Source organism: Pseudalkalibacillus decolorationis, assembly GCF_024609785.1.
GTDB lineage: Bacteria > Bacillota > Bacilli > Bacillales > Fictibacillaceae > Pseudalkalibacillus > Pseudalkalibacillus decolorationis.
In genome coordinates this window covers 95,246-117,242 of record NZ_JANHJQ010000008.1, presented here as the reverse complement: position 1 = coordinate 117,242, position 21,997 = coordinate 95,246, and the positions used below count along the sequence as shown (strand labels likewise).

Sequence of the window (21,997 nt, the reverse complement as noted above, 5' to 3'; positions counted from 1 at the left end):
GATTTTTAAAGATGAATAGAAAGTATTCAATTATAACTACTTTTCAAGGTGTTTGGTTATGATAGATTTAAGTTAAATACGCGAACGGGCTGAAGGCTATAACTTTAGAATAATAGTAGTAGATACAAAATAGTTAGGTGGTCATTCATGAAAAGCATTTATATTATTAGACATTGTCAGGCAGAAGGTCAGGCTGCTGACGCCCAGTTAACGGACTTGGGTGTAAAGCAATCGAACGAACTAACGGCTTTTTTATCCGACAAAAATATTGACCTTATCGTTTCTAGTCCATATGAAAGAGCTATTCAAACGATTCAACCATTTGCCGATAAGGCTGGAATTGAAATTAAGTTGGATGATCGTTTAGTAGAACGAGTTCTATCAAGAGAGAACCTTCCTAATTGGAAAGAAATGCTTCGTGAAACATACGATGATTTGGACTTGAATTTTAAAGGTGGAGAGTCTAGTAATACAGCTATCAGTCGTGCTGTAACGGTAGTGAATGATATTTTAAATCATACATATGAAAATAGCGTAATCGTTTCACACGGCAATCTCATCTCCCTCCTTTTAAAGCACTTTGATAACAGCATTGGTTTTAAAGAGTGGGAAGCATTATCCAATCCTGATATGTATCACCTATCGTTTGAAGATAATTCTACAAACCTACGACGGGTATGGAACGACTGATGAGTGCAGAGCCAAATGTAATATTACGTACTGAGAAACTAAAAGATCATGAAGACGTTTATAAACTAAATTCTATCGCTTTCGAAAATCGAGAAGATGAACCCCAGTTGGTAGAAAGAATTCGATTATCTGAAGAGTTTATACCAGAGCTGTCGATCGTTGCAGAAGAAAATAACGAAATTGTTGGCCATATTTTGTTAAGTGAAGCAAAAGTCATCAATGAGCAGGAAGAACATAAGGTAATCGTTCTTGCACCTGTTGCTGTTAAGCCTAGTTATCAAAAGCAGGGTATTGGAACAAAGCTGATTGAGGAAGGTTTAAAAAGGTGTAAAGATCTTGGATATGGCCTCATTTTGTTAATTGGACACCCGACTTACTATCCAAGATTCGGGTTCAAACCTGCAAGGGATTATGGGCTGGAGTTAAAGCAATTCGATGTTGCTGATGAGGTATTTATGGTATGTGAGATAATAAAAGGAGAGCTTGATAGAGTTGAAGGTGAGCTTATTTATCCAAAAACGTTCTTTATGAACTAATATAAATATAGGGGATCTATATGAATTTTAAAATAGAAAAAATAGAAAACTATTCTCCACAAATTGGTCATTTAGTTTCGATGATGAATTATGCGAGATACACCACCTTAAATGCGGTTAAAGGGATGAAAACTGAGCAATTAGATTATTTGCCAAGTAAAGAAAGCAATTCGATCGGGGCGCTACTTTTGCATATGGCAGCTGTTGAAATTGGCTTTCAGATTGAAATATTTGATGATAGAAGACCGAACCAGCAAGAAATGACCGAATGGGGTGCTGCATACGAACTTGGTGATTTGGGGAGAAAAGAGATAAAAGGGAATCCCTTAGAATTCTATGTTGAAAAATTAAATGCAGTTCGTAGTAGGACCTTGGAAGAGTTCCAAAAGCGCAACGATGATTGGTTATACACCGAAAGATTATGGGATAACCATCCTTCCAACAACTATTTCATATGGTTTCATGTATTTGAAGACGAAATCAATCATCGAGGACAAATTAGGATACAGCGAAAGATGCTTCCTTGATTTTACTAGATGAACTAATGAACTAATACAGAAAAGGTGTTTGTAATGCAAAAATATATTGTAGTTGGAGCAGGGATTCTTGGTGCATCTGCTGCTTATCACCTTGCAAAAGCGGGTGCACACGTTACGTTGGTTGATCGCCAAGATATAGGCCAGGCTACAGATGCAGCAGCTGGCATTGTATGTCCGTGGCTTTCACAACGTCGGAATAAGGCCTGGTATCAGCTCGTAAAAGGCGGCGCGAGATATTATCCAACTTTAATCAAGGAATTAGAAGCAGATGGCGAAGCAGAGACGGGTTATCGACGTGTGGGTGCGATTAGTCTTCATACAGATGAAAATAAACTGGATAAGATGGCGGAAAGAGCTTTGAAACGCCGTGAAGACGCACCAGAGATTGGCGAAATTACTCGGTTGTCTCCAGCTGAAACAAAAGCTCTGTTTCCACCTCTTTCAGATGAGTATGCCTCAGTTCATGTAAGGGGAGCAGCCCGTGTCAATGGAAGAGCCCTTCGGAATGCTTTGGTCAGTGCAGCAATGAAGAATGGGGCAACATTTCTGAAAGGAGATGCAAGACTAGTCCATGAAAAGAAACGGGTGATTGGTGTAAACGTAAAGGGTGAGACATTATTAGCTGAACAGGTTTTGGTTACAGCAGGCGCATGGTCAAAAGAACTATTCCATCCGCTAGGGGTCAACTTTTTGGTGACGTCACAAAAAGCGCAAATCGTCCATCTTGAAGTTCCAGACACTGATACGAGCAAATGGCCGGTTGTCATGCCACCCAATGATCAATATCTTCTCACTTTAGAAAATGGACGAATCGTTGTCGGCGCAACCCACGAAAATGGTGTCGGACTCGATTATAGGGTAACTGCTGGAGGATTACATGAAATTTTTGATAAAGCTTTAGCTGTTGCACCTGGATTAGCCAATTGCACAATGCTTGAAACGAGGGTAGGTTTTCGTCCATTTACACCTGATTTTCTACCGGTGATTGGTGAGTTACCTAACTTTGAGGGTGTGTTGGTTGCGAATGGCCTCGGTGCTTCAGGTTTAACGAGTGGACCATACCTAGGCTCTGAGCTTGCAAAGCTTGCACTCGGAAAACAAACGGAACTCAACCTTGAAGACTATAATGTGGCTGGTGCTATCGAGAAAAGAATTGAACGATAACTTCCTATGCAGCAGGACCTTCTGAATTATGAATAGTTTATACCTTCTGTTGAAACTATATATCCCGTTTGTACAATCGTATTTACAATTTCATTTTCATTTAAGTTGTAGCCGTTATATTCAATTTTAACAAAGCCGCTTTTGTAGTCCGCAAGAGCCCTTTCAATTCCAGCAACTTGAGACAGTGCAGTTTCAACGGTTTGGACACATTCTTCACACTTCATTCCTTTTACGTGTAATGATAATTCACTCATAGTAGGCTGCCTCCTTTTTTGCACGTTAAGAAAGTATAAAAATACTTTCTATAGTATAAGCGCAACTACGCCAATCACCTGCGCTAAGGCTTGGCGCTAGCCAAGTTTTCTTTATAGTATCTAACAAAAGGGGATTTATTAAACGGAAGAACAGTTTATTAGTGAGTATATATAATTGTTTTTTAAAGGCATGATCAGTGGTCAAACCTACGTCAGATATACCTCATTAATCCATAAATTCAGGCGATAATTGGATGTGATATGGTATGATGGGGTGTGTTACATAAATAAAAGGGTAGGATGTAGATCTTATATTCAATGGAGGTTAACATGAAACAAATGACATATACTCATTTATTGAATGAGACCATAAACATTTACGATAAGAATGGCAGTTTACAGGCATATCAATTTATAAATGAAAATGCGGATATGGTAGATGGCAATCAAGCACAAATTTATAACTTTAGGTACGCTCTAGCTGCTGCCTCTGGTCTAGAAAAAGATGCCTTGCAACTTATGAAGGAAGCTATAATAGAAAATGGATTTTGGTATGCATATGATTATTTAAATGCAGATGAAGACTTAAAATCACTTCACAAGTATGAGGAATTTCATAAAATGGTACATATTTGTAAAGAAAGAGAAGCGGAAGCAAAGGATTCTGCAAAACCAGAGTTAAGGATTTTACAGGACAATAGCGGAAATGACGACAAGAAGCCTTTAATGTTTGCACTGCATGGTGACCAAGAAAATATTCATATGACTGAACCTTACTGGAATTCGATTGTTACTGAAGGTTATACGGTGGCTCTACCTCAATCTTCTCAAATCCAGTTTTCAGACGGATTCGATTGGAACGATGTCGAGAAAGGATCAAATGAGCTTAAAGAGCATTTTGAAAGCATCGTAAATGATTATAAAATCGATCGAGACAATATTATCATTGGGGGATTCTCCGCTGGTTGTAGAGTGGCGCTTAATATTATCATTAATGGCAAAATTCCTGCAAAAGGATTTGTATTTGTAGCACCATGGTTGCCTGAAATTGAGGAGTGGAAGGAATCGCTCGATCAACTTAAAGAAAATGATATCAAAGGATACATCATTATTGGGGACAACGATGGAGATTGTTTTGAAGGAGCAAATCAATTTGCTAGTTTCTTAAATCAAAAGAGCATTCCCCACGAATTTAAAGTAGTTGATGATCTTGATCATGAATATCCAGAGAACTTTGACCAACTTTTAAAGGAAGCTGTGGATTATATTAATGAGTGAACTGGATTAAAACATCCTTATTACTTATAAAAATGGGACTTCCAACTATGGTTGTCCCATTTTTATCGAACCTATTTTACAAAGCTAGTATCAGTAAAGAATTCTCTATAAATAATCGCGTATGAATACTAGGAAATCATAAATACATATGTAACGGATTAATCATCTAATAATCTTGGGGGAATTGATGTGAAGAGTGAACTTTTTTACAAGCAACCAAAAACGCTTCTAAATAAAGGGTCAGGTTTCCTTTCTGGTTATAGTCATTCCCTAAATCCTTATACTGGTTGTGCATTCGGCTGTTCATACTGTTACGTACGGCAGATGCCTGTTGCAACATTCCGTAAAGAAGAATGGGGAACATGGGTTGATATTAAGCAAGGATCTGCAGAGTTGCTGGATAAAGAGCTCACCAAAGCCAAGAAAAAGGGAAAAGTGACCATTTTCATGTCATCGAGTACAGACCCTTACCAGCCTATTGAATATAAGGAAAAAGTAACAAGATCTTTGTTAGAAGTAATGGTAGAAAATATACCGGATTTTTTGTTCGTACAGACAAGGAGCCCTCTTGTAAGTAGAGATATTGACTTGCTTCTCCTTTTAAAGGATCAAGCTCGGGTGAGCATGACCATTGAAACAGATCGAGAAGATATAAGGAAGCATTTTTCTCCTGATGCACCACCGATCACTGCTAGACTAAAGGCATTACAGTTATTAGCAGAAGCAGGTGTGCCGACTCAAGCAACGATTGCTCCAGTCTTGCCCAGTACAGAAGAATTTCCAGAAAAATTAGTAAAGCTAGTCAACCGAGTTTGTGTGGATGACTACTTCATGGGAGACGGTAGTGGTGGAAAACGTACTAAAAATTTAGGTGTTTTATCTCTGTATAAAGATTTGGGATTAGAAGAATGGTATAACCCTTCAGCATATCGTATTGTGTACGACAGACTAAGAAAAGTATTCACAAATGATCAGGTCTATGTGAGTCAGGAAGGGTTTTTACCATAGTATGTTATGCTATCTTTGTAATTTTTTAAAGTCAATAATCCTAAAAGATAACAGAAATACGAGATAAATAAGGGCTGAAATCAATAAAGAGATACCCAGTTGTATAAATTCATATGGTAATTCACTTCCAATATAATGATATGTAATATAACCGGTGCAGCCCATAATGAGCCCGGAACAGATAACTTTAAGAAAGTCTTTTGAATTAATGTTGAAACCAATTAATTTTGAGATAGTAAAAAAGTGAAGTGCTGTCCCTAGAATTACACCCATACTTATCGCTATAGCTACTCCATAAATTCCAAACTTCGGATTGGATGCTAAAAGAAATATCATGGGAAGAGTGAGTACGGAAGCTACCAAATTATTGATCATGACAACATTTGCTTTTCCTAGGCCAATAATGACAGCCTGTAAAGGGGTTTTGAAATAATGTAATAGGAAGAATGGGGCCATAATTTTTATAAAAGTACCTGCATCTGGTGATTTATAGATGAGAGTTGTTAGCTGTTCAGAGAAAATATATAAAACAATCGTCCATGGTACTCCTATAATAAGAGCGATTCGGATAGCTTGGTGAATTCTTTTGTTTATTAACTTATGATCCTTTCTTTCATTTGCCTCACTTATCGCAGGAACCAAAGAGACGGATAATGAATGTGTTACAAAACCTGGGAGATGCATTAAAGGAATCGCAAAGCCCATCAATATGCCATATTGTTTTGTGGCGAGAGCAGTTCCAATTCCAGCGATTGCCAAACTTTGAGTAATTAATATCGGTTGTATGAGGCCGACCGTAGAATGAATTAATCCATTACCTGTTGTTGGAAGTCCTGTTTGCAATAAATCGAACAAAGTCTCTTTTCCGTTGCTTACTTGTTTGAAAAATGACTGACGTAACCTGAATTTTTTCCGTTTCGTCCATTTAAACATTGAAAATAAGTATAGCAGAGAAACCCCTTCCCCAATAATGCCGCTTAAGACTGCCCCTGCTGCTGCGAACTTAATTCCATATGGTAAAAGTAAGTGTACCACAACAAAAATAAATCCGATTCTAACAACTTGTTCTATAACCTGAGACATTGCAATCGGTGTCATGTTTTGTTTTCCACGGAAATAACCTTTAATGACTGCCGATACCGCGACAATTGGTATGATTGGAATAACGGCGAGCAATGAGTAATAAGCCCTTTGGTCGGTTAGGAAAATGGATGATATTATTCTAGCGCCAAATAAAGCGACTATAATTAATCCAATACTGATGATACCTGTCGTTGCTAAGGAAACGATCAAGATCTTTTTAATTCGTCGCTGATCATTCCTCGCCTCAGCTTCTGCAACCAGTTTAGATATTGATATCGGTAAACCTAATGTCGTTAATGTAATTAATAGACCTGCAACAGGCATGGCCATCATGATAAGTCCAACACCTTCAGGTCCTATTACATGTGCGAGTACAATTCCATTAACGAATCCTAACATCTTCGTAATGAATGCTGCTATTGTTAAAATCAATGTCCCTTTAAGAAGACTTTGTTTCGTCATTGTTATTCACATCCCCATACCTTGTCCATAATTGATGTATATGAGGATGGTTGTTGGTTTAAGATCAAAGTTGAGCATTCATTTTTATTTTTTTTTGAAAATCACTTAGAACTCTTATTAGTAAATCATCCAAAAATCGGCGAAGGCTCAATTTGTTTTTGGCATGAAAGAATTAACGAAGGAATAGATGAACTCGAACTATCCATAGAGATTGAAAAAGCTATTTAGTCAGGATTTTTAAAGGCTTAGATCCAAGTCATCTAGATACTTTAGTAAATGAAGGTGAAACATTTGAGCAGAATTAAAAGTGATGATCAAGAAATTAAACAGCATTTATTCAGATGGAATGTTCTAAAAGTGTTAGTTAAACCCCTACAAAAAAAAATACAGGTGACAGTAAACATAAAAAGGAGTAGTTACCGATGTGACTACTCCTCATTCTAAGTGGCTTATTTTATGAACCTGCACCGAAATCAAGGGTTTTCCCTGTTTCAATTAAAGTCTTTGTATTACTGAGAATCATCCACCAGGCACTGTTGCTATTCTCATAATGAGGATCGTCTTCTTTCCATTCGTCATGTATAAGGGTTAACTTTGTACATGCACCAACAGGCTCAAGGAAGTAGGAAATTCTTGACTCGTACTCTTTATCATCACCCTGCGTATATGATTTACCTGCATAGTGGGTAAAACGGAGTACTTGATTCGGTTCAAATTCCAAAACGTTACCATAAACGTGAACTGTTTCATCACCATCTGTACCTGGACCAACATATTCCAGAGAATCACCTACTTTAAAAGTAGACCTGATCACGCTTCCGTAGAAAATTGGTTTTGTTCCTTCTGGTGAGATCAGTACATTCCAAACTTTCTCTGGTGTCGCGGCAGTATAAAAATCATACTTCAAATCCATCATGATCGAAAACCTCCTAAAAATTTTAATTCTAGCGATACATATCCATCATAAAATAACTCCACTGACAAATACGGTCAGTGAAGCTAAGGATTTTTATAATGAGTGACTAATTCAGAGGTGATGGTTACCAATTTCTCTTTTAAGAAGGATGGTTCTAGTATAGTAATGGATTTTCCATATGGTAGTAGGAAGTAGGGAACATAGGTATAAATAGAATCTTGCTCCATCTTAAAGTGAGCTTGTTCGTCGGAACGTTCTATTAGAGAATGACCAAATAGCCAATGTTGGCAAAGATCATCAAGCGCATGCGTCTTTCCTTGAATATGGATGGAAGTGAGGTTCCCAAGTTGATCTGAATCAGGTAAAAGTCCTTTTAAAAAGAAAGAACGCGCTGAAAAACCCATTGGACGATCAAATAGATCTTCTGTCCGGCATAAGCTTTGAATACGATCAATCCGAAAACTACGTATTTCTTGACGTAGATGGCAATAAGCGACAACATACCATTTTCCTTTCCAGTAAACAAGGCCATAAGGATCAATTCGCCGTGAATGGGGATCACTTTCATTCCCCTTATGGTACTTCATTAATAGCGAATAACCTTCTGCAACAGAAACTTCTATTTCTTGAAGACTAGATTCCAGAGCAGGGTTAACAGGTGGGTGAATTACATCAAATCCTGCCGTATGCCGATTGATCTGTTCCAATTGCTCTGGATTCGTGTACATTTTTAGTTTAGAAACTGCTCCATTCAATACTTCACTAAAAGGATATCCTGCTTCTTGTGCAAATTTGGCTGCATGAATCAGGGCTTTTTGTTCATTCAAGTCGAAAAACAATGGTGTTCTAATAAATTCATGAAGCAGGCTGTATCCACCGTTATGACCTGCATCTGAAATAACCGGAACCCCACTTGCACATAAAGTATCAATATAACGGTAAACCGTACGGATATTGATTTCTAATTCCTCAGAAAGCTGTTTAGCAGTCATTCGTTTTCTCGTTTTCAGCAACCACAAAATAGAAAGCATATTCACCATTTTAGACATGTTTTATGTATTCCTTCCCCTTGGATCTCTATTTCACATAACCCTTTACAACCGTGATAAATAAAGTTTGATTTTTTTCATTATGGTACTTATTTGCATTATACTGGAATTATAAAGAATTTGGAGAACTGTCTGAAATTTTACAGAAAGGGGATCGAAGAAAGCCCATTGCTTTAGCGATGGGCTTTCTTCGATCTCTGCTAAAAATAAATTGCGGTAGAACCTTGTCATTTCTTCTTTCTTGTAGTATTCTTATTATAGAACAAATGTTCGTTTTAGGAGGAGGGGTAGAGGTGGCGAAAGGTCAATCTCCGAGCTTTGTTTTCACACTTGAATTGGAACGGAACCCACGGTTATTTTCCAACATTGAAAAGGAACTGGAAGTTTGCCGTGTGATCTATAACACGGTACTCGGAATGTATCTAAAGCGAGAACAACAATTCAAACGAGAGAAAGCATATAAACGGTGTATTCGTCAATTAAAGGGAATCCATCACAAACTTCGCTTGGATGAGGACAATCCTACTCTAATAGAAGAACGAAAAAACGTATCCATTCAGTTGAACCAACTTCGCGAAAAGTACCAACTCACGGAATATGCTGCCCATCAATGGATCAAACCCATCCGACAACACGTTGGGAATCAAGTCAATGCGGCGATTGCCCAAAAAATGGCTTCCCGTGCGTGGCTCGCTTTTCGTCAGAAACTATTCGGGAAAGCAACCAAAGTCCGGTTCATTCGAAAGGGCGAGATGGTGAGCCTAGAAGGGAAAACGAATACGACAGGCTGGCGATATGTCGATCGTCACCTCGTCTATAAAGATCAATCAACGCCTTTACGTATCAAACCCAACGACGAGTATGCCTTGACCATGCTGTCTCAACTTGAAAACCAAGCCTCCTTCTCCTACACGAAAACGGAAAAAGGCAAATTGATCACGGTTCACGAAAGGTATCGTGTGAAATACGTACGTCTAGTGAAAAGAATAATCCGTGGAAACATCCGTTATTTTGCCGATCTCGTCATTGGTGGGTATCCACCGACAAAAACCAAAACACTCGGAAAGGGATCAGTAGGGTTAGATATTGGAACCTCAACCCTTGCCGTTTCCTCCATCACCCAGGCCGGCTTATGGAATTTAGCGGATCAGGTTCAACCCCTCTCTCATGAGATTCGTCTTCTTCAACGCAAGATGGACCGATCCAAACGGTCCTCCAACCCAGAAAACTTTCACGAAAATGGGAGGATCAAGAAAGGGAAGAAAACCTGGACCTACTCCAAACGTTATCAAACCCTTCGGTCACGGTTAAAAGAGTATTATCGGAAGCAAAAAGTCGTTCGAAAACAATCCCATAACCAGTTGTCCAACCTCTTAGTAAACCTTGGTGATTGTTTCTACATCGAGACGATGCATTTTAAAGCCCTCCAAAAACGGAAAAAAGACACGGAAGTTTCAGAGAAGACCGGCAAGATGAAACGGAAGAAGCGATTTGGAAAAAGTATCGGCCACCGGGCACCTGCCATGTTGGTCCAGATCGTAGAGCAAAAAGTAAAACGACTTGGGGGGATGTTCGTCCATGTCCAAACCCAAACCTTCAAAGCCAGTCAATACTGCCATCAGGGTCGTACCTACATAAAAAAGCCATTATCTCAACGTTGGCATCTTTTCGAGGATGGTTCCCGCGTTCAACGGGATTTGTATTCTGCTTTTCTCTTGATGAATTCCAATAAGGCTGGAACCAAACCGATTCAAAAACAATGCCAAGAAACGTATCCCCTCTTTAAACAGTCCCATGATGAAGCCGTTGGTAAGATTCTTACACAGAAAAAAATGATTTTAAATTCAGGGATTCTGGTCAATCAATAGCCAAGGATAAAATAAGCGGTGTGATCCCACCGAGCTCGTGAGAGTAGAAAGAAGCAGTCGCGAATGGCAGCAGAGGTTGCTTGGACTGCGAACGTTCGGATAGAGTTAGGCTCAGTGTCTAAGTCCCTAAATGCCGAGCATCCGTAAGGGGTGGACTGTGGCTGCCGGTTTAGAAGAAGGTCTTACGTATTCGAACCCCACGGCTTTAGTCGTGGGAGGATTCAGTGTGCAAAGAGCTCATCTTCAGCATGTAGAGGGTATTTCCAAAGTTTGCACGGATGGATATCGATCTACTTATAAAGAGAGTCATTCTAAAGAGTACATCGATCGAATAAATAATGAGTTTTATAATTTTGATCGAATCAGTAAGGAAATCACAGAGCCGGGTGATGGCTGGGACGGCTGGTTTGTTGCATTGGAAAATAATGAAGTGGTTGGCGCTATAGGAGGAGGTATGTTTGATCAAAATAAAGGAGAAATCTATGTTCTATATTTAGATCCTAACCGTAGAGATGAAGGAATCGGTACTCTTCTATTAGATGCTTTTACAAAGGTTCAAAAAGAAAAAGGAGCTACAGAACAATGGGTGTCGGTAGCTAAAGGAAATCAAAAAGGAATCCCCTTTTATGAAGCAAGAGGATTTGTCTTTCATAACGAACAAGATAGTTTTGCGAACAATCATGATGAACAATTCATTTCCAACCGTTATCGGAGGAAAGTTTAATAGTATTTTGCCATTATATTTAAACTAGCAAAAATTGAACAAGAATTTAAGTACTATGGAGAGTTTATGACATGGATAATAAACGGTGCAAAGAAACTAAAGATACAACCTTAACTACTTTTGATGAGAATGATATTCCTGGATTAATAGCATTATCCCAATTGGTCGGATGGGATTATGATGAACGTGAAATTCATACAGTCTTATCATCTGGGAAAATCTTTGGCCACAAGAATAACGATGGAAAAATCGTTTCTTCTGGTGCAATTATTCCCTATGATACATTCTTAGCTTCGATTGGGATGGTTATTGTTGATCCTGCATACAGAGGAAAAGGTCTAGGAAGAGATGTTACGCAAACATGTATTGATGCTGTACCTGACGAAATGGCAATAATGCTAATTGCCACAAATGAAGGAATCCCTTTATATGAAAGCATGGGATTTAGTGAGGTTGATTGTATCCATAAATTTCTATGCGAAAAACATCGCACTTCTAAACCTTTGGCAGCTACTGCAGATTTTAAAATAGAACCGTTAAGAACTGGGGATTTGGATGAAATTTCACATTTAGATAAACAAGCTTATGGAGATATTAGAAAACAATTTCTTCTGAATAGAATAGATCAGGCAAAGGATTGTATAGTCTTAAAGGATAGGAGGGGAAAAGTAATAGGCTACGGTCTATCGATTTTAGGTCCAGTAAATTTAATTTTGGGACCGATCGTTGCACCAAGCAATGATGCTGCATCGATTTTATTGTATGAATTAAGCCGCAATCATAACGGAAAACTTAGAATTGATGTTCCCTCAGGCCACGATTTGTTTTTAAAATTCATACAAGGTTGCGGTTTTGAAAAAGTAAATCAACCCCCAATTATGATATTGAATGCTGATAAAATGCCTGAAAGAAATCAAACCTATTACGGAATTGCAGCGCAAGTTTTTGGTTAGTTAACACAGAGTAGGTTAATAGATGACCTCTAACTAGACAAAAAGAGTATTGGGAAGAAATAGAGAATGAAAAAAAAACATTCTCTTCCTGGATATTTGAACATAGAAAGTAGCTTTTTTTGTATCATTAAATGCCAAACCACATCGTCAATCTCTTTAGCAGTTAATACGCTGGATGATTTGGCCAACTTACGTTAAAAGCAACAATAAAGCTGAATCTTCCCAAGCAGAGAAGTGACGTCTTCGAAAAAGAGGAATTCGTTTTACACTTCCACTTCTACTCCTACACCCGCGTTTTTCACCTTCGTATAAACACCTTTCGCTACTGCGAGATCAAAATAGGCTGCCCCAACGGACTTGAAGAAAGTGATTTCTTCATCTGATTGTCGTCCTTCTTTATTCCCCATAATGAGCTCTCCGAGTTGTGCATGGACATCATCAAACGACCACCTGCCACTTTCGGCCGCATGCATTAACTCACCTGCTTCTTCTTTAGAACCCGCCAAATCGTCGACGACAATTTTGTCAGCTCTTTTAATAGTGGTCTCGTCTACTTCTTGCATATGTGGCAAGTAAGAACCTACTCCATTAATATGAGTGCCTGGTCGCACGTCACTGCCATTGAAAACTGGTTCTTTTGAACGTGTAGCACAACAAATAATATTCGCTTGTTTTACTGCTTTCGCAACATCTATTTCTACCTCAAACGATACATCTACGCCAAATAAAAGTAATTTCTCTCCAAATGCTTGTGCTTTTTCTGGCGTCCGGTTTACGAGAATGATTTTCTCGATGTTTCGAACTGCGAGCACACCGAGCACTTGTTCAAAAGCCATTGCGCCTGTGCCAATTACCGTGAGTACGCGACTGTTTTTCTTTGCTAATAAATCAGTCGCAATGCCACTTAGTGCCCCTGTCCGTAATCGCGTTAAATATGATGCGTTCATCATCGCGATATGTTCTCCATTTGTTGCATCCGAAAGTAACATCACACCTTGTGTGGTCTGTTTTCCTTGGACAGGGTTATTTGGAAAGATTGTCACGATTTTTACCACAGATACCTTGCCAATTAAATCAGCACTCGGCATGTATAATGCGGAAGCTTCATGCTCTGGGAATTCGAGAACGGTACGATGTGGATTGTCAATTTTCCCCGCTTCTTTACTTTTTAACATCTCTGTGATGTCTTGAATGGCATTGTGAATTTTATAAATTTGTTGAATTTGCTTTTCATTTACAACAAGCATGGTCATTCCTCCTATAAGAAAAGTGCAAAGCACCTATGAGTGCATAAGCTTAGGTGCGGCCGTTTGGAGCTAGACTGAAGGAGCATTTTCCAATCTTTAAACAAAAAGAGCCGCTTACGCGCGGTTCTCTTTTGCGATAACGTTTCGGTCTAATTGTTGATTATTACGGTCTTTCACTGCCCAAATTGCTACAAGAGAAATGAGTGCAGTAAAGATGATGTATAGCGCCACTGGTATATACGAATTATCAAAACGGGCTAGTAATGCCGTTGCAACAAGTGGTGCTGTACCACCCGCTACCGCGGCACCAATTTGATACCCTAATGAAATACCAGTATAGCGAACTTTTGCATCAAAGATTTCAGCGAACATTGTTCCAAGAACTGCGGTAATGGGTGACCAAATGATTCCTAATCCAATCACTGTCACAATAATTAGCAACGCTACTGAACCATGTTGTATCATCCAGAAATATGGGAATGCAAACAGTGCCATTCCAATTGTACCAGCAATGTATAACTTTTTACGTCCTACTTTATCCGATAAGTTCCCCATCACAGGAATTAAAATTGTCGTTACAACTGTTGCAACCATGACGGCCGTTAACGTAGATGTTCGCGAGAATCCTAAATTTGTTGTCGCGTACGATACCACGAATGTACTAAAAATGTAGAAGGGTGCAGTTTCAACAACTTTTGCCCCAATGGCAATTAACACTTCACGCCAGTGGTATTTTAGTGTGTCGACAATTGGTAGCTTCGGAATATCGCCAGATTCTTGTACTTTTTTGAATTCAGGCGTTTCGTCAATACCTTTACGAATCCATAATCCAAAAATAACCAATAGCGCACTAAAGATAAATGGTAAACGCCAGCCCCATGTCATAAATGAATCATTTGGTAACAATGTCATTAACCATAAAGCGATTGTACCCATTAACATTCCAATTGTTACGCCCATTTGCGGAATACTCCCAAACAATCCACGTTTTTCAGGTGGTGCATACTCTACAGCTAGTAGTAATGCGCCTCCCCACTCGCCGCCAATCCCTAAACCTTGGACTAAACGAAGTGTGATCAGTAGGATTGGTGCCCATACACCGATTGCTTGATATGTTGGCAATAAGCCCATTCCAAAAGTAGCAACCCCCATTAAGCTTAACGTTAAGACAAGTGTTTTTTTACGTCCAATACGGTCACCAATGTGACTGAAAATTATCCCGCCAAATGGACGAATGAAAAAGGCTAAAGCAAATGATGCATATGCTAATAAAAGTCCGACTGTCGGATCCTCATTGACAAAAAATAATTGGTTAAAAACGAGTGCAGCGACTGTTCCATATAAGAAGTAGTCAAACCACTCAATTGAGCTCCCTACTAAACTAGCAATTAAGATGCGACGCGTTTGTTTTTTATTCATCTTAAATCCCCCCTTATGTAATTGAAGTGACACTTTAATTACTTTCTTGCTTTATTTTAGACAGTTATAAATTTTCTGTCAATATATTGTCTCAATTTTCTTTGATTGATGTTCGCGTTTTGAGTGATGTATGATGATATATAGATAATGTCACAGTGAAAAGAGGAATTCTTATGGCACACGGATTAGTAGGTGTTACATTAAAAAGACTTCGCAAAGAGCGGAACTTAACGTTAAAAGGTTTAGCAGAACAAACGGGGGTATCTATCAGTTTTTTATCACAAGTTGAGCGTGGAAAATCGAGTGTCACCTTGGAATCGTTGAAAAAAATTGCTGATGCGTTAGGTGTGAATCCTAGTGTGTTCTTTGTACAGGATGATACACAAGACGATTTGGCTGTTCACAGAGAGCTCTTTCATTATAAAGACTTATCTTACGGTGTTCATGATGCAGGATTTTCTCCTATTATGGTGACGCTCCATCCTGGTAAAAATGAATCGAATGCGTTTTCACATCGTGGATACGAGTTTTTATTTGTAGTGGAGGGCTTGTTAACTGTTGAAATTGATGGTGTACGGTCACAATTACGTGAAAAAGAATCTATTTTATTCGATGGACGTAAAATGCATTATTGGTTCAACTATACAGAAAACGTCATTCGATTTTTAGTAGTGTCGTCAAAAAACTAACTTAGGAGATGAAATGGTTTTTTGGGAGAAATAAATACAAAAATTCTATATAGAACATTTAGAATACATTATTACAAAATAATGTATTTACGAGGGTATATTGTAGTGAATTCGCCTTTAATCGACGAATAGTGTCACTTTCTAACGAATCCTTTCAAGTACAAAGGATTGGAGGAAGTGAAATGAATATGAATTTGAAAATGAAGATGAAAGCTGCATTCATGGTATTTGTTGTTGGAATTGTATTAATAGCAACCCCTTCTTGGGCGGAAGCAGCATTAGGAGATCGCACCTTAAAAGAAGGGTCATCTGGGGAAGATGTCGCTGAATTACAAGATTACCTAATGACAAAAGGAGTGTTTCCTTATCACACTTCGACTGGATACTTTGGTAGTATTACAAACCAGGCTGTCAAAGACTTTCAGGAATCTAGGAATCTACAAGTGGATGGTATTGCTGGGCCACAAACGAATCATGCGATTAAGGTCTTAAGACAAGGAAACATTGGAAATCCTGTTGCCGAAATCCAGAGCCAATTAAAGAAAACAGGCCATACTCGTTCAAGTGTTGATGGAATTTATGGATCTGGAACCGCAAGTGCTATCCGAAGTTTTCAACAACAAGCTGGACTTACAGTTGATGGAATTGCTGGACCGAATACTCGAGCAGCTTTAAACCGAAAAGCAGCTCCACGTTCAGTTGCAGTAGGTAAAGAATTGACGGTTGAAAGTACAGCCTATACCGCGGATTGTTCAGGTTGCTCAGGTATAACCAAAATGGGTATAAACTTAAATAAATACCCAGATGCAAAGGTAATTGCTGTTGACCCGAGTGTGATTCCACTTGGATCACTTGTTCAAGTTGAAGGCTACGGGGTAGCGATTGCAGCGGATATCGGCGGTGCCATTAATGGTAATAAAATTGATGTGTTTGTAAGTGACCGTGGCGATGCGATGCAGTGGGGTCGAAGAGATGTACATATTAAAGTGATTGAATAGATAAACACTAGTTAAAAACATCACTGCCGATTACCGTCAGTGATGTTTTTCAATTATAAGGTATAAGAAGCCGTTTTATGTTCAAAGAGCTTATACGTGTAATTCAAACTGCTTGGAATACAGGTTTGCATATGCTCCATCACGTGTAAGTAACGCATCGTGCGTACCCTGTTCCACAATACCGTCCTCCGTTAGTACGATAATCCGCTGGGCATTGCGGATTGTCGAAAGGCGATGGGCAATAACAAGAGTCGTACGTCCTTTAGCTAACGAATCTAGTGATTTCTTGATGATACTTTCACTCTCGTTATCTAGTGCACTCGTGGCCTCATCTAAAATAAGCACTGGTGGATTCTTTAAGAATACCCGAGCGATACTGAGTCGCTGCTTTTGACCCCCAGACAGTTTGACACCTCGTTGGCCGATTTCGGTTCGGTAGCCATTCGGCAAGCTCATGATAAAGTCATGGGCATTGGCGTGCTTGGCTGCTGCAATAATCTCTTCTTCGCTCGCTGTTGGATTGCCGTAGCGAATGTTTTCCATCACCGTTCCACCGAAAAGGTAAACATCTTGTTGTACAATTCCGATACTGTTTCTTAAGGATTGCAGGTCAATATCACGGACGTTGATCCCGTCCAATAACACTTCCCCATCATTCACCTCATAAAAGCGAGGGATGAGCGAGCATAATGTAGTTTTCCCCGCACCAGATGGACCAACTAACGCAACATACTCTCCTGGTTGTACTTGAAGCGACATGTTTACAAAGACATTGTCCAAATTATCTTCGTAACTGAAGGATACTTGCTTGAACTCAATTTTACCTTGTACCTCTGTCAGTGTTACGGCATTCGGTTTGTTTTCGATTGACGGTTTCAGATTCATGATTTCTATAAAGCGCTGGAAGCCAGTGATTCCTTCTTGGAACTGCGTACTCATATGAGTCAGTCGTTGAATCGGCTCAATCATAAAGCTGATATACAGTAAAAAAGTGATCAAATCTGCTAAATCTAACGTGTTGTTGACGATACTGGCGCTGCCAAAGATAATAACAGTAATCGTAATCAGTTGGATAAACGTTTCAACACCATTGAAAAAGTACGCTTCTGCCTTATACGTTTTCTTTCGACTATCAAGGAAACGATCATTTTCTCGGTTAAACTTCTCGATCTCTACGTGACCGTTGGCAAACGATTTAACTACGCGGATCCCTGCTAGACTATCCTCCACTTGTGCGTTTACGTCCCCAATTCGCTCTTTGTTTCTTCTTAGAGCCTTGTTCAACATCTTATTAAAATATAAAGCAAAGACACCTAAGAATGGCAAAAAGCAGAATACGGCAATCGTTAATGGTGCGTTAATAAAGAGCAAAATGACAAACGCTCCGATAAAGCGGACGAGATATTTGAGATAGTCCTCTGGACCGTGGTGATATAGTTCGGAAACCAGTAACAGATCGTTTGTAATTCGAGACATGAGCTGTCCCGTCTTTTCCTTATCGTAAAAGCTGAAGGAGAGCTTTTGCATGTGCGCGAACAGCTCGCTACGCATATCACTTTCCATACGAGCCCCAATTTCATGCCCTTTGTAGTCCACAAAGTGGTTCGTGAGACTTTGGATCACAGTCAAAAAAAGCATCAGCCCACCAATCCAATACACTTCACTTAGTGCGGTGGACAAGTCTCCATCCAGAACATCTTTCGTAATATGCCGAACGAGCAGCGGAAATACTAGAGCCACAGTAGACATGATAAAAGCGCAGGTCAATACCGTAAGAAATGATCTTAAATACGGCTTATAATATGAGAAGAATTTTTTTATTGGAAAACGCATGATTTACCCCTTTTTTGTGTTATTTAAATAAACACATATAAGGGAGTTCACCGTGTACAATTAAGGTAAACTTGGCAAGACAAGCCTTTGTGCAGGCTGAGTCTTAGTTGTACTTATACCTGGGACGTAAACTTTTCCTCAACCTTGATTTTTCCTCTTGTTGAAAAGTTATACCTTCCTAACGTATAAGAAAGTGTTCCACCCTTATATGTTTGTACGGTTTGGTTCGTCATGTTTTTCATGTAAATTTCCTCCTTGTATGTTAATACTTCCATTGTAAACGATTTTATGTAGGAGTGAACCGTATAATTCGGTAAGATGACTTTATTTCTTTTTGGAAAGAGTATACAACAAAAAAATCGGATGACCAGCTCGATCTTATAATGGCTTCAAATTTTAATGTGAATAATGGTAAATACATATTAAAGGCAAGATTTAAAAAAGCTAAAAATGAAAATAACTTCCTCGGCGGGATTAACTAACATAGCAATTGATAAGAAATCACAACAGAAAATACATGCTATAATTTAGCTAATTTTAAAATTAATTTATAGTTTAGATGGTTATTATGTAACAATCTGCTCACCTTATTTGGGCAATCATTAAACAACTTATTTATCGTAACTTTATGTGTAACGCTAGGTAGGATAGGAAAACATTTTTGAAACAGCCTTATTTTTTGGACAGGAGAATTCGACTCTTGCCGCTGAAAGAAAAAACATTTTTTTAAGGCAGTATCAGTGAGTATCGGAACTTACCATATAACATTATCAATTAAAGTACAACATAAGTTTTCGCTAGAAGATGCGGGCGGAGACTCATAGATTATTATAATCGAGACAAAGTACAAGCAAATTATTTTAAACGTAAGGGATCACTTTTTATAAGATAAGAAAGAGGGATTGGATGACGATTGTAGGCATTTTAGGAATGACGCACGATGAAGAAATGCAGAGGAAGTATCAATACCCTTTGTCACTAGTAAAGGAATTTATTCTCGAATTTGATCCAGATGTTATTTGTGGGGAAGTACACCCTGATAGTTGGGAGCTTTTTATAGAAGAAGGGAAACCGAACGGAATCATAGGAGAAACTCAAGATGAATATCCGAATTTGATCTTTCCATTATGCCAGGAACGTGGAATAAAGTTTGTACCTGTGAATTGGTTTGAGCCCGATGTGTTTGATGAAGAACCATTTGATAAGTTTCCCGAGGGAGAGCAGCAACGACTGGTAGCCGAGTTATATCAGTGGAACGAGAAACAACTTGCAACATGGAATGATGGTTCAATTCCTCTGAATTCTAAAAAGTACGACCAGGTTACGAGTGAAATGTATGATTGGCTCTTTGAAATCAATCCAGACGTTCAAAATATTGTTTGGAACATAAGGCACTTTATCATGACGGCAAGAGTGAAGAACGTAGTTAAAGAAAACGCAGGAAAGAGAATCCTCTGCATTCATGGTGCTGACCATAACTATTGGTACTATAAAGCTTTGAAAGATGTGAAGGAAATAGAATTGAAATATCCGTTACGTTAAAAAGTGAATCTATTAAAATTGTACCAAACGAGTACTATATTCCGAGAGGATTGAAGGTTAATGATGTTAGATCATGAAAATCAATACATTAGAAGTCTTTATTTGAAAAGGGAACAGATACCCTCATTTGATACTTTTCCATTTAATTTACCCGTAATTAAGAATTTGCAGGAATTATCCTTACATCCGTATGTAACCTATATCGTTGGTGAGAACGGAATGGGAAAGTCCACGTTACTTGAGGGTATAGCAATTGCTATGGGGTTTAATCCTGAAGGAGGTACATTGAATTTTAACTTCTCTAATTACGATTCGCATTCCAATTTAGACGAATACCTCCGCTTAGTAAAGGGAGTCAATAAACCAAAAGATAGCTTTTTTCTTAGAGCGGAGACGTTTTATAATTTAGCAACAAATATTGAAGAGTTAGACCAGGAACCATCTTGTGGACCTAAAATCATAGAATCTTTTGGTGGAAAATCACTGCATGAACAATCTCATGGTGAGTCCTTTTTTGCTGCATTTATAAACCGATTTCAAGGTAAAGGCATATATATTTTGGATGAACCAGAAGCAGCTTTATCCCCTTTAAGGCAGATGTCTATGCTAGCTAGAATCAATGAACTAGTTAATGAAGGTTCGCAGTTTATCATATCGACACATTCACCGATAATCATGGCCTACCCGGATGCAAAAATAATTCAGCTTACAGAAGAGGGAATAAGCACAACAACACTAGAAGATACAGGTCACTATTCGATTATGAAACAGTTCTTTGAAGATAAAGATCGGTTACTGCATCATCTTTTTCGATAAATACTGGACAAACAGCTCCAAGCGCCGGACAAACAGCTTCAAGCGCTGGACAAACGGTCTCAAGCGCCGGACAAACGCTTGGAGGCACCCGTTTTCGGTCAATTTAAACAATTTCTAAAAGGATTAAGACTTTTTACGTAGAAAAGATTAAGGAAATATTTATTTAAAAGGAAGTGAATTTTTGATTCTCAAAAAACGTACAAAGCCTCTCCAATTACAGAAGTTAGAAGCCTTATACAGAAGAATTCCCCCTGAACACCCGAAACATTCCACAGTTAAAGAATCCTTGAATCGAATGCAAGCTGGATTCAAGAGTGAACAATCCATTGATTATCCATTAAGCTTTCTTTCTCCCAAGAACTATTTTATCATTCACGATATCCGCTTCTTTGATGGATCTCACTTCTTTCAAATTGATACCCTCATTCTTACTAAACAATATTTTTTGATTTTAGAGGTGAGAAATATTTCTGGCACTATCACATTCAACTGTGCTAGCAGACAGTTAGTAAGGCAAATAGATGGAAAGGAGGAGGCTTTTACAGATCCATTAATCCAAATTGGACGACAACAATATCAATTGAATAAATGGTTACAACACCATGGTGTCTCATCCATTTATATTGAAGGACTAGTGATAGTTGCAAATGAAAGGACTGTAATTAATATACCTGATCAATCTTGCTATTCAGAAAGAGTAATGCCAAGCCCCGTATTACCCAATAGAATTCAGAAGTTAGATGAAAAATATAAGACAAGAAGGAGATCTATGAAAGAGTTGAAGAACATTTCCGAGAAAATCGTAGAATTGCACACAGAACTTGATCAGGAAATCCTCGACCGCTTTAATATCCTAAAATCAGATTACTACCAGGAGTAGAGTGTTCTAATTGCCTTAAATACTCAATGTTCCGTGTTCCAAAAATGTG

General features: G+C 38.6%; 22 protein-coding genes. 14 read left to right on the top strand and 8 right to left on the bottom strand.

Annotated elements, in window-relative coordinates; translation table 11 throughout:
- Nucleotides 1-147: 147 nt before the first annotated feature.
- The 4 genes from NON16_RS09590 to NON16_RS09575 are packed head-to-tail and all read left to right on the top strand — an operon-like array spanning nucleotide 148 to nucleotide 2,929.
- Nucleotides 148-690: a histidine phosphatase family protein gene (locus tag NON16_RS09590; protein ID WP_257348710.1), complete on the top strand. Its 543-nt coding sequence runs from the start codon at nucleotides 148-150 to the stop codon at nucleotides 688-690.
- Nucleotides 690-1,226: a GNAT family N-acetyltransferase gene (locus NON16_RS09585; RefSeq protein WP_257348709.1), complete on the top strand. Its 537-nt coding sequence runs from the start codon at nucleotides 690-692 to the stop codon at nucleotides 1,224-1,226. Before NON16_RS09590 ends, NON16_RS09585 begins: the two co-directional genes overlap by 1 nt.
- Nucleotides 1,227-1,246: 20 nt before the next feature.
- On the top strand, nucleotides 1,247-1,753 hold the full coding sequence (locus NON16_RS09580; protein ID WP_257348708.1) for a DinB family protein: 507 nt from the start codon (nucleotides 1,247-1,249) through the stop codon (nucleotides 1,751-1,753).
- Between the two features lie 45 nt (nucleotides 1,754-1,798).
- Nucleotides 1,799-2,929, top strand: coding sequence for an NAD(P)/FAD-dependent oxidoreductase (locus NON16_RS09575; RefSeq protein WP_257348707.1), 1,131 nt, complete (start codon nucleotides 1,799-1,801; stop codon nucleotides 2,927-2,929).
- A 26-nt stretch (nucleotides 2,930-2,955) separates the two neighbouring features.
- Here NON16_RS09575 and NON16_RS09570 read toward each other — a convergent pair whose 3' ends face one another.
- Nucleotides 2,956-3,183, bottom strand: a complete 228-nt coding sequence (locus tag NON16_RS09570) for a heavy-metal-associated domain-containing protein (RefSeq protein WP_257348706.1) — start codon at nucleotides 3,181-3,183, stop codon at nucleotides 2,956-2,958.
- A gap of 330 nt (nucleotides 3,184-3,513) precedes the next feature.
- On the opposite strand from NON16_RS09570, the gene NON16_RS09565 reads away from it, so the two are divergent.
- Complete coding sequence (locus NON16_RS09565; protein ID WP_257348705.1) at nucleotides 3,514-4,461, top strand: alpha/beta hydrolase; 948 nt, start codon at nucleotides 3,514-3,516, stop codon at nucleotides 4,459-4,461.
- A 189-nt stretch (nucleotides 4,462-4,650) separates the two neighbouring features.
- On the top strand, nucleotides 4,651-5,469 hold the full coding sequence (locus NON16_RS09560) for an SPL family radical SAM protein (RefSeq protein WP_257348704.1): 819 nt from the start codon (nucleotides 4,651-4,653) through the stop codon (nucleotides 5,467-5,469).
- Between the two features lie 9 nt (nucleotides 5,470-5,478).
- Here the strand turns inward: NON16_RS09560 and spoVB are convergent, their stop codons facing one another.
- The 3 genes from spoVB to NON16_RS09545 form a co-directional block, all read right to left on the bottom strand.
- Nucleotides 5,479-7,014, bottom strand: a complete 1,536-nt coding sequence (spoVB, locus tag NON16_RS09555) for a stage V sporulation protein B (protein WP_257348703.1) — start codon at nucleotides 7,012-7,014, stop codon at nucleotides 5,479-5,481.
- A gap of 454 nt (nucleotides 7,015-7,468) precedes the next feature.
- Nucleotides 7,469-7,930, bottom strand: coding sequence for an SRPBCC domain-containing protein (locus NON16_RS09550; protein ID WP_257348702.1), 462 nt, complete (start codon nucleotides 7,928-7,930; stop codon nucleotides 7,469-7,471).
- Nucleotides 7,931-8,013: 83 nt separating this feature from the next.
- Nucleotides 8,014-8,979, bottom strand: coding sequence for a helix-turn-helix transcriptional regulator (locus NON16_RS09545; RefSeq protein ID WP_257348701.1), 966 nt, complete (start codon nucleotides 8,977-8,979; stop codon nucleotides 8,014-8,016).
- A 293-nt stretch (nucleotides 8,980-9,272) separates the two neighbouring features.
- Between NON16_RS09545 and NON16_RS09540 the strand changes: the two genes are divergently transcribed.
- The 3 genes from NON16_RS09540 to NON16_RS09530 all read left to right on the top strand — a co-directional run bounded on the left by NON16_RS09540 (nucleotide 9,273) and on the right by NON16_RS09530 (nucleotide 12,524).
- Nucleotides 9,273-10,847 (top strand): hypothetical protein, encoded by a 1,575-nt coding sequence (locus NON16_RS09540; RefSeq protein WP_257348700.1) that lies wholly within the window; start codon nucleotides 9,273-9,275, stop codon nucleotides 10,845-10,847.
- 211 nt (nucleotides 10,848-11,058) lie between these two features.
- On the top strand, nucleotides 11,059-11,571 hold the full coding sequence (locus NON16_RS09535) for a GNAT family N-acetyltransferase (protein WP_257348846.1): 513 nt from the start codon (nucleotides 11,059-11,061) through the stop codon (nucleotides 11,569-11,571).
- Between the two features lie 71 nt (nucleotides 11,572-11,642).
- Nucleotides 11,643-12,524: a GNAT family N-acetyltransferase gene (locus NON16_RS09530; RefSeq protein WP_257348699.1), complete on the top strand. Its 882-nt coding sequence runs from the start codon at nucleotides 11,643-11,645 to the stop codon at nucleotides 12,522-12,524.
- Between the two features lie 263 nt (nucleotides 12,525-12,787).
- Here the strand turns inward: NON16_RS09530 and NON16_RS09525 are convergent, their stop codons facing one another.
- Complete coding sequence (locus NON16_RS09525) at nucleotides 12,788-13,771, bottom strand: ornithine cyclodeaminase family protein (protein WP_257348698.1); 984 nt, start codon at nucleotides 13,769-13,771, stop codon at nucleotides 12,788-12,790.
- 114 nt (nucleotides 13,772-13,885) lie between these two features.
- Nucleotides 13,886-15,190 (bottom strand): MFS transporter, encoded by a 1,305-nt coding sequence (locus NON16_RS09520; RefSeq protein ID WP_257348697.1) that lies wholly within the window; start codon nucleotides 15,188-15,190, stop codon nucleotides 13,886-13,888.
- A 173-nt stretch (nucleotides 15,191-15,363) separates the two neighbouring features.
- On the opposite strand from NON16_RS09520, the gene NON16_RS09515 reads away from it, so the two are divergent.
- Together NON16_RS09515 and NON16_RS09510 are read left to right on the top strand one after the other, a co-directional pair.
- A complete protein-coding gene (locus tag NON16_RS09515; RefSeq protein ID WP_257348696.1) occupies nucleotides 15,364-15,879 on the top strand; it encodes a helix-turn-helix domain-containing protein in 516 nt (171 codons plus the stop codon).
- Between the two features lie 182 nt (nucleotides 15,880-16,061).
- Nucleotides 16,062-16,877, top strand: a complete 816-nt coding sequence (locus NON16_RS09510) for a peptidoglycan-binding protein (protein WP_257348695.1) — start codon at nucleotides 16,062-16,064, stop codon at nucleotides 16,875-16,877.
- Between the two features lie 90 nt (nucleotides 16,878-16,967).
- Here the strand turns inward: NON16_RS09510 and NON16_RS09505 are convergent, their stop codons facing one another.
- The gene (locus tag NON16_RS09505) at nucleotides 16,968-18,710 is read right to left on the bottom strand and encodes an ABC transporter ATP-binding protein (protein ID WP_257348694.1); all 1,743 of its coding nucleotides are present in this window, start codon (nucleotides 18,708-18,710) and stop codon (nucleotides 16,968-16,970) included.
- Nucleotides 18,711-18,823: 113 nt separating this feature from the next.
- On the bottom strand, nucleotides 18,824-18,952 hold the full coding sequence (locus tag NON16_RS09500; RefSeq protein WP_257348693.1) for a hypothetical protein: 129 nt from the start codon (nucleotides 18,950-18,952) through the stop codon (nucleotides 18,824-18,826).
- A gap of 664 nt (nucleotides 18,953-19,616) precedes the next feature.
- Here NON16_RS09500 and NON16_RS09495 point away from each other — a divergent pair.
- The 3 genes from NON16_RS09495 (at nucleotide 19,617) to NON16_RS09485 (ending at nucleotide 21,948) form a co-directional block, all read left to right on the top strand.
- Nucleotides 19,617-20,252, top strand: coding sequence for a hypothetical protein (locus tag NON16_RS09495; RefSeq protein WP_257348692.1), 636 nt, complete (start codon nucleotides 19,617-19,619; stop codon nucleotides 20,250-20,252).
- A 60-nt stretch (nucleotides 20,253-20,312) separates the two neighbouring features.
- On the top strand, nucleotides 20,313-21,068 hold the full coding sequence (locus tag NON16_RS09490) for an AAA family ATPase (protein WP_257348691.1): 756 nt from the start codon (nucleotides 20,313-20,315) through the stop codon (nucleotides 21,066-21,068).
- Between the two features lie 181 nt (nucleotides 21,069-21,249).
- Complete coding sequence (locus tag NON16_RS09485) at nucleotides 21,250-21,948, top strand: nuclease-related domain-containing protein (RefSeq protein ID WP_257348690.1); 699 nt, start codon at nucleotides 21,250-21,252, stop codon at nucleotides 21,946-21,948.
- Nucleotides 21,949-21,997 lie beyond the last annotated feature (49 nt).

What these genes read in the sequence shown, in the direction of transcription:
- NON16_RS09590 (WP_257348710.1), top strand. Translation starts at nt 148, where the DNA reads ATGAAAAGCATTTATATTATTAGACATTGTCAGGCAGAAGGTCAGGCT.
- NON16_RS09585 (WP_257348709.1), top strand. Translation starts at nt 690, where the DNA reads ATGAGTGCAGAGCCAAATGTAATATTACGTACTGAGAAACTAAAAGAT.
- NON16_RS09580 (WP_257348708.1), top strand. Translation starts at nt 1,247, where the DNA reads ATGAATTTTAAAATAGAAAAAATAGAAAACTATTCTCCACAAATTGGT.
- NON16_RS09575 (WP_257348707.1), top strand. Translation starts at nt 1,799, where the DNA reads ATGCAAAAATATATTGTAGTTGGAGCAGGGATTCTTGGTGCATCTGCT.
- NON16_RS09570 (WP_257348706.1), bottom strand. Translation starts at nt 3,183, where the DNA reads ATGAGTGAATTATCATTACACGTAAAAGGAATGAAGTGTGAAGAATGT.
- NON16_RS09565 (WP_257348705.1), top strand. Translation starts at nt 3,514, where the DNA reads ATGAAACAAATGACATATACTCATTTATTGAATGAGACCATAAACATT.
- spoVB (WP_257348703.1), bottom strand. Translation starts at nt 7,014, where the DNA reads ATGACGAAACAAAGTCTTCTTAAAGGGACATTGATTTTAACAATAGCA.
- NON16_RS09550 (WP_257348702.1), bottom strand. Translation starts at nt 7,930, where the DNA reads ATGATGGATTTGAAGTATGATTTTTATACTGCCGCGACACCAGAGAAA.
- NON16_RS09545 (WP_257348701.1), bottom strand. Translation starts at nt 8,979, where the DNA reads ATGTCTAAAATGGTGAATATGCTTTCTATTTTGTGGTTGCTGAAAACG.
- NON16_RS09530 (WP_257348699.1), top strand. Translation starts at nt 11,643, where the DNA reads ATGGATAATAAACGGTGCAAAGAAACTAAAGATACAACCTTAACTACT.
- NON16_RS09525 (WP_257348698.1), bottom strand. Translation starts at nt 13,771, where the DNA reads ATGCTTGTTGTAAATGAAAAGCAAATTCAACAAATTTATAAAATTCAC.
- NON16_RS09520 (WP_257348697.1), bottom strand. Translation starts at nt 15,190, where the DNA reads ATGAATAAAAAACAAACGCGTCGCATCTTAATTGCTAGTTTAGTAGGG.
- NON16_RS09515 (WP_257348696.1), top strand. Translation starts at nt 15,364, where the DNA reads ATGGCACACGGATTAGTAGGTGTTACATTAAAAAGACTTCGCAAAGAG.
- NON16_RS09510 (WP_257348695.1), top strand. Translation starts at nt 16,062, where the DNA reads ATGAATATGAATTTGAAAATGAAGATGAAAGCTGCATTCATGGTATTT.
- NON16_RS09505 (WP_257348694.1), bottom strand. Translation starts at nt 18,710, where the DNA reads ATGCGTTTTCCAATAAAAAAATTCTTCTCATATTATAAGCCGTATTTA.
- NON16_RS09500 (WP_257348693.1), bottom strand. Translation starts at nt 18,952, where the DNA reads ATGAAAAACATGACGAACCAAACCGTACAAACATATAAGGGTGGAACA.
- NON16_RS09495 (WP_257348692.1), top strand. Translation starts at nt 19,617, where the DNA reads ATGACGATTGTAGGCATTTTAGGAATGACGCACGATGAAGAAATGCAG.
- NON16_RS09490 (WP_257348691.1), top strand. Translation starts at nt 20,313, where the DNA reads ATGATGTTAGATCATGAAAATCAATACATTAGAAGTCTTTATTTGAAA.